Source organism: Paenibacillus radicis (ex Gao et al. 2016) (assembly GCF_014641555.1).
Taxonomy (GTDB): domain Bacteria; phylum Bacillota; class Bacilli; order Paenibacillales; family Paenibacillaceae; genus Pristimantibacillus; species Pristimantibacillus radicis.
Window position 1 is genome coordinate 131673 of sequence record NZ_BMHY01000009.1, and the last position, 13158, is coordinate 144830.

Annotated in this window: 10 protein-coding genes; all 10 read right to left on the reverse strand. The window is 49.3% G+C overall.

Annotated elements, in window-relative coordinates; all coding sequences use genetic code 11:
• Positions 1-40 precede the first annotated feature (40 nt).
• Positions 41-1720 (reverse strand): ribonuclease J, encoded by a 1680-nt coding sequence (locus IEX98_RS20900; protein WP_188891151.1) that lies wholly within the window; start codon positions 1718-1720, stop codon positions 41-43.
• A gap of 1189 nt (positions 1721-2909) precedes the next feature.
• Positions 2910-3782, reverse strand: a complete 873-nt coding sequence (dapA, locus tag IEX98_RS20905; RefSeq protein ID WP_188891152.1) for a 4-hydroxy-tetrahydrodipicolinate synthase — start codon at positions 3780-3782, stop codon at positions 2910-2912.
• A 48-nt stretch (positions 3783-3830) separates the two neighbouring features.
• Entirely contained in the window at positions 3831-5042 is a 1212-nt protein-coding gene (dapG, locus tag IEX98_RS20910; protein ID WP_188891153.1) for an aspartate kinase, read from the reverse strand.
• Between the two features lie 58 nt (positions 5043-5100).
• Entirely contained in the window at positions 5101-6135 is a 1035-nt protein-coding gene (locus IEX98_RS20915) for an aspartate-semialdehyde dehydrogenase (RefSeq protein WP_188891154.1), read from the reverse strand.
• A 64-nt stretch (positions 6136-6199) separates the two neighbouring features.
• The gene (locus IEX98_RS20920; RefSeq protein ID WP_188891155.1) at positions 6200-6793 is read right to left on the reverse strand and encodes a dipicolinate synthase subunit B; all 594 of its coding nucleotides are present in this window, start codon (positions 6791-6793) and stop codon (positions 6200-6202) included.
• Positions 6790-7689 (reverse strand): dipicolinate synthase subunit DpsA, encoded by a 900-nt coding sequence (gene dpsA, locus IEX98_RS20925; RefSeq protein ID WP_188891156.1) that lies wholly within the window; start codon positions 7687-7689, stop codon positions 6790-6792. The genes IEX98_RS20920 and dpsA overlap by 4 nt, the downstream gene beginning before the upstream one ends.
• 334 nt (positions 7690-8023) lie before the next feature.
• Entirely contained in the window at positions 8024-8467 is a 444-nt protein-coding gene (gene dut / locus IEX98_RS20930; RefSeq protein ID WP_081735083.1) for a dUTP diphosphatase, read from the reverse strand.
• Complete coding sequence (locus tag IEX98_RS20935; RefSeq protein ID WP_188891157.1) at positions 8448-9713, reverse strand: M16 family metallopeptidase; 1266 nt, start codon at positions 9711-9713, stop codon at positions 8448-8450. Before IEX98_RS20935 ends, dut begins: the two co-directional genes overlap by 20 nt.
• A 91-nt stretch (positions 9714-9804) precedes the next feature.
• Positions 9805-10809, reverse strand: coding sequence for a polysaccharide deacetylase family protein (locus tag IEX98_RS20940; protein ID WP_188891158.1), 1005 nt, complete (start codon positions 10807-10809; stop codon positions 9805-9807).
• 203 nt (positions 10810-11012) lie between these two features.
• Positions 11013-13094 (reverse strand): polyribonucleotide nucleotidyltransferase, encoded by a 2082-nt coding sequence (gene pnp / locus IEX98_RS20945; RefSeq protein WP_188891255.1) that lies wholly within the window; start codon positions 13092-13094, stop codon positions 11013-11015.
• Between the last annotated feature and the right edge of the window lie 64 nt (positions 13095-13158).

The following is a 13158-nucleotide window of genomic DNA, read 5'->3' on the forward strand; positions in this document are numbered from 1 at the left end:
CAGTTTCCCGCCCAGCATCCGGTCTCTTCTTACGTCTATGTCAAACTTCCATAATAATAGGCAAGATCATAGGACGCCGCCTCGTCTGTTCATAGAGATAGCGCCCTAGCGCGTCCTTCACGCTCGTTTTTAAGGAAGCCCATTCGTTGACCTTATCATTCATTAGACGATTTAGCGTTCCAGTGACGATTTTCCCTGCTTCATCCAACAGCCCTTCCGCTTCGCGGACATATACGAAACCGCGGGAAATAATATCGGGCCCCGACAAAATCATTCCTTCCTGCTTACTCAGCGTAACGACGACGACTAGAATACCATCCTGAGACAGGAGCTTCCGATCCCGGAGTACGATATTGCCGACATCCCCGACACCAAGACCGTCGATCAGCACATTTCCTGCCTGTACCTTCGAGCCTCTTCTCGCATCGCCGTCACGAAACTCAACCGTTTCCCCATTTTCCAGTACGAAAATATGACTCCGATCAATACCGACATCTTCACCCAACTGAGCGTGCAAACGAAGCATGCGATACTCACCGTGAATCGGGATAAAATACTTCGGCTTAATTAAATTCAGCATTAGCTTTAACTCTTCTTGACTGCCATGACCGGAAACATGAACGCCGGATACCGAGCCGGGTCCATAAACGACATGTGCACCAAGCCGGAATAATTCATCTACCGTTCGTCCAACATAACGCTCATTGCCAGGAATCGGCGTAGCAGCAATAATAACTGTGTCGCCCGGTAAAATATCGACTTTCCGATGTGTAGAGCGGGCCATCCGGGTTAAGGCGGACATTGGCTCCCCTTGGCTTCCCGTACATAAAATGACGACGCGGTCTGCCGCCAGTTTATTCACTTCCTCCGGTTCAATCAGCATCCCTTCCGGCACATGCAAGTAACCAAGCTCAGAGGCGATGCTGACGACATTCACCATACTTCGGCCGACAACCGCGATCTTGCGATTCGTTGCTTCCGCAGCATGAATAACTTGCTGAACGCGATGGACATTGGAGGCAAATGTCGCGACGACAACCCGCTGCGGCGCTTTGTAGAACAAGTCTTCAAGCGCCTCGCCCACATTTTTCTCTGAAGGGGTGTAGCCCGGCCGTTCTGCATTAGTACTGTCGGACAGCAGCACGAGAACCCCTCGTTGACCGATGCCGGCGATTCGCTGCAAATCCGCATATTGCCCGTTCACTGGCGTATAATCAAATTTAAAATCACCAGTATGGACGACGCTGCCTTCCGGTGTATCGAGGCAAACACCTACTGAATCAGGAATGCTGTGATTTGTCTTGAAGAAGGAGACCTGAATATTACCTAATTCGATCTGCGAGTCGGCATTAATCAATTCACGCCTTGTTTCACCTAGCAATCCCGCTTCCTTCAGCTTGCCTTCAATGAGACCCAGCGTTAGCTTCGTACCATACACAGGCACGTTAAGCTCCTTCAGCACATAAGAGAGACCGCCGATATGATCCTCGTGACCATGCGTGATGACGATGCCCCGAACTTTATCCCGATTTTCGAGCAAATACGAAATATCGGGAATGACGATATCGATGCCTAGCATGTCCTCCTCCGGAAATTTCAGCCCGGCGTCCACGACGACAATATCGTCTGCGTATTGGACGACATACATATTTTTACCGATCTCTCCGACTCCGCCCAGCGCAAAAACAAGCAATTTATCCGTATCGTTCTTCTTTGACAAGCGATTCCCTCCCTTTTATGACCGCAGTCGTACCTGCCTGGGACGAACTCCGGTGAGATGCCGAAATGCCAATCATTGCCGAACCGTTGTTTGAACCCATTATACAGGAAAAAATTGAGAGAACACAAACAATTTCCCTTCTTGAGCTTGTCCGTTTTACACGTATACAGTGGCCGCCTGCGTAAGCGAATGTTCTTCCGATCGCTGTTGTATCCAGATTCCTTATATTTATCTAAAGGTTGGAATCCGGATACAAAGGCGAGCGCTGCCGCTTCTCCAGAATCATTCGCTTACTCCGTCTCTTGTTATCATGATATGTTTCTTTTTTATAGAAGAACGGCGGGACTTGCCTCCCCCTCTTATACAGGTCGGCAAGCAAACACATGTTAAAGCAATCGCATCAGCAGGTACATGAAATGTCGAGCACCAGCTAACCAAACTCGCATCAAAAAAGGCGATGCAGTATGTCCCTGCCCCGCCTTTAAAGGTAACCTGCTTTGACCATGTAACGCGCCTCTCCTATGATGCACAACCTACGCCTACTAGCCTTCCAAGCTAAAGCACAAAACAAAATGTAAAAGTACAGGTTGATAAGTACCTAAAGGCACCAAAATGTCCATCAAAATGTAAAAGTGCAGTTCAGATCGCTATAATTCACGATATAGAAGCTAAATGAGCCAATCAAAATGCACATTTGCATTTTGATGCGATAATTCGTCGAAAAATCACCTTACAACATGTATTTTTACATTTTGATTCCAAAAGCCGCGTCCTCCGCAAGGCTACACAGTACGCTGCAGTATGATCGCATCAGTTTGCACGCAGTGGGTGAGCGGAGCGTTTTGAGTTCAGGCTGGCATTTTGAAGATTCGAATCCATTGTTCGGCGTAAAGCGAGATAAACAATGGAATCAAGAACGACAGCATGAACCAAAACGCGCAGCGAGCCCGGTTTTGCTCTCAAAGTGACTTACAATATGCATTTTGGGTGAGCGGAGCGTTTTGAGTTCAGGCTGGCATTTTGAAGATTCAAATCCATTGTTCGGCGTAAAGCAAGATAAACAATGGAATCAAGAACGACATCATGAACCAAAACGCGCAGCGAGCCCGGGGCTAGAGGCAATGCTGCCATTTGCATAGAAAAACGGAGGCGGTTCAGGGATAACCCTGCACCGCCTCCGTAATCACGCCTATATTAATTTACTGATAAATTCTTTTTCAGCTTCCGTCGCTGGAACAAGCGGGAGTCTCACACTGCCGACCGGAATGCCTTTCAAAGTAAGAGCATACTTGACAGCAACCGGATTTGGAACCGGATGCGGGCTCTCGAACAGCCCTTTGAATACCGGATGGCATTCCTGATGAAGTACAGCAGCCTTACGAACGTCTCCGCTCAAGTAGGCTTCGATCAGCTGCTTCATTTTTGCGCCGATAACATGGCTGGCTACACTGATAATGCCGTGTCCGCCAACTGCAAGCGTCGTCAACGTTGCACTGTCGTCTCCGCTATAAACTCGGAATGTTGACGGAGCGCCAGTCACAATTTGCGTCAACTGATCGGGGCTCGCGCAATCTTTTGTCGCTACGACATTGTCTAGTTGAGCCAGACGAATGGTCGTTTCAGCCGACAGGTTAATACCAGTACGTCCAGGGACGTTATAGAGAACGACCGGCAAAATCGTAGACTCTGCAATCGCTTTGAAATGCTGATAGAGTCCTTCTTGGTTCGGTTTGTTATAGTAAGGAGTTACGAGCAGAACGCCGTCTACGCCGCAAGCTTCCGCTTCCTTCGTTAAGTGGATGGAATGCGCTGTATTGTTGCTGCCCGTTCCTGCAATAATTTTGCAGCGTCCGCCCGCGCGTTCAACCGAAAAGCGGAACAATGCCAATTTCTCCTCGTCCGTCAACGTAGGCGATTCGCCTGTCGTTCCCGATACGACCAGAGTATCGCTGAGCTGTTCTTCAATTAGATAATCGATCAGACGTCCGGTAACTTCCCAGTCAATCTGACCATTTGCGTCAAATGGTGTGACCATTGCCGTCATTAATCTTCCATAATCCATCCAAAAAACCTCCTACAAAACTTTACGAGCAACTATGCACTGTTACTATTATAAATGAAGTCCAAACTTGGCGTGAAGCGCTTGTAGCGCAGGGGCCATATCCGGCTCCTTCACAAGTACCCATATCGTCGTGTTCGAATCCGCCGATTGCATAATTGTAATGCCTTGTTCCGTCAATGCCTCGACGATTCGCGCCATGACGCCGGGCACACCGTTCATGCCCCCGCCGATGACCGACACTTTCGCACAGCCATTAATTGCAGTTGGTAAATATCCGATATCTTGAAGTAAACGAACAGCGCGGTCGGCATCGTGATCAAACACAGTGTACACCGCGCCGCTTGGCGTTACGTTAATAAAATCAACGCTTATATGATTGCGGGCCATCGTCTGAAACACTTGCAATTGCACATCCGAACGGCCTTCTATTGCTTGAACCGAAATTTGCGTAATGCCGGATACGTGGGCAATGCCCGTTACATGACGATCGCTTACATAACCTTTGGCCTGCTCTGGCCTGTCGGTTACAAGCGTTCCTTCATCATCGGAAAAAGTTGAGCGTACCCGAATCGGGATACGGGCTTGCTGCGCGATTTCGACAGCACGGGGATGGATGACCTTTGCTCCCTGGCGCGCCATGTTGCATATTTCAGCATAGCCAACGACAAGAAGCGGTTTGGCGTCTTTAACCAGACGAGGATCGGCCGTCAAAATACCGTTCACATCGGTATAAATGTCTACACAGTCTGCGCGAAGGGCTGCGCCAATCGCTGTTGCCGAGGTATCGCTTCCTCCACGGCCAAGCGTAGTCATATCACCATCCTCGGTACTGCCTTGAAAACCAGTTACAATCACAACCTCGCCATCCCGTAAATGAGACAGCATACGGTCGGGATGTAGCTCTTTGATGCGTGCATGGCCGAATTGCTCATCGGTCCGGATGCCCGCCTGGCCTCCATTAAGCACAATTGCAGCAATGCCCCGCGAGCAGAGCAGGCTGCATAAGGCAGAAGCGGCAATAATTTCTCCGCAGCCTAGCAGCATATCCCGCTCGCGGGGCGGTAAACGGTCGCCGTTATCGCGAATGAGCTGAAGCAGGGTATCCGTAGCGTACGGGTCGCCTTTGCGACCCATCGCCGAAACGACTACGACGATACGGAAACCGTTCTTCAGCTCTCTGGCAATATGTTCTACACAGTGATTTCTAGCTTTATCGGACGAAAGTGAAGTGCCCCCGAATTTCTGAACCAGGATGCGCATGGATGGTTATCCTCCGGTACCGATAGCAAGATGTCAACATTGCCGTCAACCTTTACCTTTAGCCTTTTGCGATATGCTCTGCAATTTGAACGGCGTTCCAAGCGGCGCCCTTCAACAGATTATCGGAAACGATCCACAGGTTCAGTCCGCGCTCATGGCCCAGATCTCGTCTCAAGCGGCCGACAAATACGTCTGGCTTGCCTGCAGCGTCTGTCGCCAATGGGTATTGCTGATTCGCCGGATCATCTACCAGCGTTATGCCCGGAGCGTTCGCGAGCAGCTGTTTGACATCTTCCAGGTCATAATTATTTTTAAGTTCTACATATACGGATTCGGAATGGCCGTAAACGACCGGAATACGAACGCAAGTAGCGGTTACTTCGATCGATTCGTCGTTCATAATCTTTTTCGTTTCGCGGACCATTTTCATTTCTTCCAGCGTATAGCCGTTATCTTGGAATTTATCAATTTGCGGAATTGCGTTGAACGCAATTTGATGCTTGACAGGCAAGCCGCCCACTGGCAAAATGTCCGGATTAACCGGCTCGCCTTGCAGCGAAGCGCGGGTTTGGCGAAGCAACTCATCGATTGCACGAGCGCCAGCTCCCGAAACCGCTTGGTAAGTCGAGACAATAATGCGGCTGATGCCGTATTGGTCTTGCAGAGGTTTCAGCGCAGCGACCATTTGAATAGTCGAGCAGTTCGGATTCGCAATGATCCCTTGGTGCTCGCTTACTTTCTCAATGTTCACTTCCGGAACTACAAGCGGCGTATTCGGATCCATCCGGTAAGCGTTCGTGTTGTCGATGCAGATTGTGCCATGCTTCACCGCATGTGGAGCGAGCGCTTTAGTAACGTCGCCCCCGGCGCTGAACAATGCTATATCAACGCCCTTGAAGCTGTCCGGAGTTGCTTCCTCTACGGTTACTTCTTGGCCTTTGAAAGTTAATTTGGTGCCGGCAGAACGCGGCGAGGACAATAACTTCAATTCACGGATAGGAAAATTTCTCGTCTCGAGCAAGTTCAGTATTTGTTCCCCTACTGCGCCTGTTGCGCCTACTACCGCAACGTTAAACAATTTCTGATTGGACATCTGTCGTAATTCTCCCCTCTATCTTTGAACAGCAAATAAAAAAATAAAATAAAAACAAATAAGACTAGTAATTAAACCGCTCAATGAGCAGCGGCTGCAGTTGTTTTCCTTGCAGTGCTGCTTCGCACGTCTCCAGCGCCAAATCCATTCTGGCAACTAGCGAGTTCGGTTTTTGAACGGGATTATCTTGGCCAAAAGGCACAAAATAGATATGTTTAGCCACTAACAGCTTTGCGATGTTGGCGGCATTCAACCCAAGTCCGTCATTTGTAGAAATAGCAAGCACGACTGGTCTTCCATTCCTCATTTGCGCTTTGGCCGCCATTAATACGGCGCTGTCTGTCAGCGCATTTGCAAGTCTGCTTGTTGTATTGCCCGTGCATGGCGCAATCAATAGCACGTCGATCTGTTTCGATGGTCCAAGCGGCTCCGCTTGCACAATCGTAGAAATAATCTCATTGCCCGTTATCGCCTTTAGCTGCGTTTGCCATTCTTGCGAAGTGCCGAAGCGAGTATCCGTCGTCATAATTGTATTGGAGACGATCGGAATGACATTCGCTCCCGCATCAACAAATCTCGCGATTTGCGGCATAATTTCGGCAAGCGTGCAGTGCGACCCTGATAATGCGTATCCTACCGTTAATCCCGACCAATTCATTGCCCATTCCCCCGCTTAATCGAATCGTCCATAATCAATTGAGACAAACAATCGGCTATGATTCGTCCAGCTGTTTTGGGTGCAACGATACCGGGCAGGCCGGGCGCGAGCATCGCCTTGATTCCCCGTTTCTCGGCAAAGCGGAAATCTGTTCCGCCAGGCTTGGAAGCGAGGTCAATAATAACGGCCCGCGAAGGTAAATTCGCTATAATTTGCGCTGTGACTATCATAGTCGGAATTGTATTAAAAAGCAAGTCAATATTGCCTGTATACTCCAGTAGTTTGCTGGTGTAGAAAGGCTTGAAGCCCATTTCGGCAGCCCTTGCAAAATGCTCTCCGCGCCTTACGCCAACGAGTACATCTGCACCTAATCCCTGAAGGGTGCGAGCCATTGTAAAGCCGGTTCGGCCAAAGCCAAGCACCATTGAAGTTGAGCCATGAATCGTAATATCCGTATTCTGAATGGCTAGCATAATCGCGCCCTCGGCCGTTGGAATGGAATTGTAAATCGCAACGTCATCCCGTTCGAAAAATTCGATAAGCTCCAGCCCATTCTGCTGGCAAATCTCCCTCAAATACGTCTTAGCCATCCCTGTATACACTTTGCAGTGCTTAGGTGCACGGGCGAGATGCTGATCCAGGAGCCGAATCTCGCGATCGCTGAACACGGTATGAATCAAGCCCTGGTCGTCAGTACCGACCGCAGGCAGCAGCAGCGCGTCGATGTTATCGAACAGTTGCTCGTCAAACTCGGCATGTACTGCGCCATCCAGCGATGAATGAAGCCCCTCGAAGCCCGATACTGTCACCGACGCATCCAACTCCGCCAGCTTGCGAATCACCTCGAGCTGCCTTGCATCGCCGCCAAGCAGCAGCACTTGAATGCCTGTTAACATGCAGCTATCACTCCTTTCTGCGCACGAGTTATAAATCATCTTATGCCAGCGCCCAGAATGGGTGAAAAAAAAAGACTCCTGCCCTCTGCAATGTGATTAAGGCAACATCAATAATCACATTGCAGACTGCTGTCAATGTCATTAAGGCAACATCAATAATCACATTGCAAACCGTTGACAATGTCATTAAGGTCGCTTCATTAATGACATTGCAGACTGCTGACAATGTCATTAAGGTTTTATAATTAATCACATTGCATGCTGCTGTTCCTAAAAAAAAGAGCCGGTTCCCCCTGCAATATAGCAGGAAGAACCGGCTCTCTCTCTTTCAAACCTAAACGCCTGTATGGCCAAAGCCTCCGGCTCCGCGAACGGTATCCGGCAGCTCATCAGCCAATGCGATCTCAATGGCCGGAATTTGCTGGAACACCATTTGCGCAATTCGCTCGCCGCGTGTAATCGTAAATGGCTCTTGACCTAAATTGACAAGCAGAACCTTCACTTCACCCCGGTAATCCGCATCAATCGTCCCTGGGGAATTCAAGCAGGTAATGCCGTGCTTGTAAGCCAGCCCGCTTCTTGGGCGGATTTGCGCCTCGAGCTGCGCAGGCATTGCCATTGCAAATCCGGTTGGAATGAGCTTGCGCTCTCCCGGCGCAAGAATAACCGGTTCACCGACTGCCGCTTGAAGGTCAAAGCCTGCCGCCCATTCCGACATTTTATTCGGCAATTGAATATCTTCATTGCCTTCAAGCCGTTTAAATAGTACCTGAAACAAAACGATTCCTCCCCAATTGTGCCGCTGCTTTATCGTTCGAACCGACCATCGCGACTGCGAACGGTACGGAAAGCATCCGTTCCGTTACTTGACGCAAGTCGGTCATCGTCACATTATCGATTCGTTTCAGCAATTCGTCAAGCGTATAATGACGCCCAAGCATAAGCTCGTTTTTACCTAACCGGTTCATCCGGCTGCTCGTGCTCTCCAGACTTAAAATCAGGCTGCCTTTAAGCTGCTCTTTACCCCGGTGCAGCTCATCCTCGCCAAGCCCTTTCACCGCAAGCTCCTCTAGCTGCTCCATCGTCAGATCGAGCACTTCCTTCGTTTGCTTCGGTGCCGTTCCGGCATAGATCGTGAACAAACCGGTGTCCGCATAGGACGTATGATAAGAATAGACGGAATAAGCCAAGCCGCGTTTCTCCCGAATTTCTTGGAACAAGCGGGAGCTCATGCCGCCGCCGAGCGCATTGTTAAGCAAAATCATCGCATACAGCTGCGGATCGCTAATCGAACAGCCGGGGAAAGAGAGGCAGATGTGATTCTGCTCTGTTTTTTTCTTAAAGAAAATATAATCGCCATGAAAGCCCGGCGCTTGTACTGGAGCTGAGCTTCCTCTAACGCTGAATCGGCCAAACTGGCTCTCCAGCAGTTCCAGCAGCGCGCTCTCTTCTACGTTGCCTGCAACGCTGATCACCGTATTTTCAATGGTATATGTATCATTCATATAATCACGAAGTGAATCGGAATTCATCGCCGTCAGACGCTCTTCCAAACCCAGAATGGAATACGCAAGCGGATGATCGCCGTAAGCAGCGCGGGAAGCCTCGTCATGCACCTTGTCGTCCGGCGTATCCTCATACATCGAGATTTCTTCCAAAATCACGTTTTTCTCTTTCGCCAGTTCCTCTGCATCCAGCCGTGATTCGAAAAACATATCGGCCAATGCATCAACCGCTATAGGCAAATGCTGATCGAGCACTTTGGCGAAATAGCAGGTATACTCCTTCGAAGTAAAGGCGTTGACATTGCCGCCAATTCCGTCGAACAAGTCTGCGATATCTTTAGCCGATCGTTTATTCGTTCCTTTGAAGAGCATATGTTCGACAAAATGAGAAATGCCGTTGTTATCCGGCGTTTCATTCCGCGAGCCTGTTTTTACCCATATACCGAATGCGACCGACCGAAATGTAGGAATATATTCCACAACGACTCTGAGACCGTTGCTGAGCGTATACTTATTCACAATCGTCCTCCTTAGCAAGCTGAATGTAATTCTGCGATAAGCATAGATTTCCGCTAATCAGAAGCCCCTGCTTCCAATCAGTTTATCAAAATTAAGGCCCCGGCTCAACAACCGGCGGCACCCGATCCGTCGACAGCAGCTCGCTTACCGTACCGATTGCATACCCCTTCTGTTTTGCAATACGGATCATGCCTGGCAGCGCATCACGGGATGAGGCTGTCGGATGCATGAGAATAAGCGATCCTGGCTCCAGCTTTGACGAAATCCGGCGAATAATCGTATCAGGAGAAGGTTTCTGCCAATCGATTGTATCGATGGTCCACAGTACAGTCATTAGCCCTTGCTCTGCCGCTACTTGTATCGTCATCTGGTTATAGTCACCCGAAGGCGGTGCAAACCACTTGTTGTCAACCGCAAGCGTCGATTTTAACAGCTCTTCTGTTTTGGATATTTGCGTATAAGCGGCCTGTCTGCCCAGTTCGCTCATATTCGGATGCGAATAGGCATGATTGGACATTTCATGGCCCTTCGCTTGAATTTGCATGGCAACATCCGGATATTTCTTCAACCAGGAACCATCCAAGAAAAAGGTAGCCTTCACCTGCTCCTTCTCCAGCGTATCGAGAATCGGTTGTATGTATTCGTTGCCCCAAGCGACATTGATCATAAAAGCGATCATTTTCTTCTCAGGATTGCCTCTAAAAATCGGATATTTGCCCAAGTCCCGCAGCGAAATTTCCGGATTGACTTCCTTATATACGAATTGAATCGGAGACAGTGTCCCTGTTGCAACTGTTTTTTCAAAGCTTTTGTCGATATCGACTTCCACGCCATTATACCCGGGAATAGCTTTCCATACCCGGTCTATTTGTGCGTTTATAGGCTCGATTCGCTGTTTTTCTGCCTCGTTGGCAATCGTTTGCCGCAGCTCACTCAGCTCCTGCTCACTAAACAGTGGCTTTACGGCAGCCTTAGTCGCACCGTTCGCTTTGACCGATGCCACATAGTCGCCTATTCCGCCAAGATTCAAACTAAAGGCTGCAATAAACGCTGCCATGCACACGCCTATCCAACCGATTTTTGTTCGCAAGTTCATAGGTTTAGCTCCACCTTCATCATCGGTTAGCGTCTTTGCCGAATCCGGCCCATGCAATATGCAGACAAGACGCTTGCTCAAAATGTATGAAGAAATGGACGAGATTATGCAAGCCGAAAGCCAATTCCGGCAAAAAAACAAAAAGAGACAGATTCACTCTGACTCTTTGCATTCAAACGATATAGAAAGCGCAGAAGCTAAACTTACTGCGCTGGTACTTGAGGTGCAAGAACGGCTTTGCGGGACAGGTTGATGCGGCCCTGCTGATCGATCTCGGTTACTTTTACCGTAATTTGGTCGCCAATTGCCAGAACATCTTCAACTTTAGCTACGCGTTCGTTAGCAAGCTGGGAGATGTGGACAAGACCATCTTTGTTCGGCAAAATTTCAACGAAGGCGCCGAATTTCTCGATCCGTTTAACGGTTCCGAGATAGATTTCACCGATGACAACCTCTTTGACGATACCTTCGATAATCGCTTTCGCACGTTGGTTCATCTCTTCGTTCGAAGAAGCGATGTAGACCATGCCGTCTTGCTCGATATCGATTTTCACGCCGGTTTCCTCAATGATTTTATTGATGATTTTGCCGCCGGAGCCGATAACATCACGGATTTTGTCCGGATGGATACGAAGCGTCAAAATTTTCGGAGCATATTGCGACAGGTTTTTACGCGACTCGGTCATTACTTCGTTCATTTTGCCCAAAATATGCAACCGGCCTTCGCGTGCTTGCTCAAGCGCCTGGGACAAAATCGCACGGTCGATACCGTTGATTTTAATATCCATTTGAATTGCCGTTACGCCTTGCGCCGTACCTGCAACTTTAAAGTCCATATCGCCGAGATGATCTTCCATCCCTTGAATGTCGGACAAGATGGAGAAATGTTCGCCGTCCTTGATCAAGCCCATTGCGATACCTGCTACTGGAGCTTTAATCGGAACGCCCGCATCCATCATGGCAAGTGTACTTGCGCAAATGCTTGCTTGGGAAGTCGAACCGTTTGATTCCAAAACTTCGGAAACGAGACGGATGGCATATGGGAATTCAGCTTCAGAAGGAATAACCTTCGACAATGCGCGTTCGCCAAGTGCACCGTGACCAATCTCGCGGCGGCCCGGAGGACGGAGCGGTCTTGCTTCGCCAACGCTGAATGGCGGGAAGTTGTAATGATGCATGAAACGTTTCGTTTCTTCAGGGCTGACACCATCCAAAATTTGAACGTCGCCAAGCGCGCCAAGTGTACAGATGCTAAGTGCTTGTGTCTGACCGCGTGTGAATAAGCCGGAGCCATGTGTACGCGGCAACAAAGCGACGTCGCATTCGATCGGACGAATTTCGGCAAGGCCGCGTCCATCGGGACGAACTTTGTCATGCGTAATCAAGCGGCGAACTTCTTCTTTCACGATGTCGTACAGCACTTCTTTCACATCGCCAATAAGCTCAGGCGTTTCTGCATACACTTCTTCGAAGTGAGCAACAGTGTCGCTGTTGACTGCGTCAATTGCTTCCTGGCGTGCATGCTTCTCCTCGATGCGAATAGCTTCTACAAGGCGTTCGGATGCATATGCGCGAACCGCTTCGTTAACGGAAGCATCCACAGCATGAAGCTTCACTTCCATCTTCGGCTTGCCAGCTGCTGCAACGAGCTCTTCAATCGACGCAACGATTTTTTTGATTTCATCATGACCGAACATGATAGCTTCCAGCATGACGTCTTCACCGACTTCATTGCCTTCCGCTTCTACCATCATGATCGCATCTTTCGTACCTGCGACAACGACGAAAATATCCGTCTGCTGCCCTTGCTCGACAGTCGGATTAATAACGAATTGGCCATTGACACGGCCAACGCTTACGCCGCCGATCGGACCGTCAAATGGAACGTCAGAGATAGCAAGTGCTGCAGATGTACCAATCATTGCCGCAATTTCAGGCGGGCAATCCTGATCCACGCTCATGACGATGTTCGCGATTTGCACATCGTTGCGGAAGCCTTCAGGGAACAACGGACGAATCGGGCGGTCAGTCAACCGGCTCGACAGAATCGCTTTTTCACTTGGACGTCCTTCGCGTTTAATGAAGCCGCCGGGAATTTTACCGACTGCGTACATGCGCTCTTCATAGTTAACTGTCAGCGGGAAGAAATCCAGATCCTTTGGTCCCGTTGAAGCCGTAACCGTACACAAAATAACGGTATCCCCGTAACGTACCGTTACAGCGGCATTTGCTTGCTTGGCGAGACGGCCTGTCTCAAGGACAAGCTTTCTGCCGCCCAACAACATTTCGACTTGTTGCAAATGTAATCCCTCCTAGTTTGTAATGTAACAGTTGGCATTCATACCATTC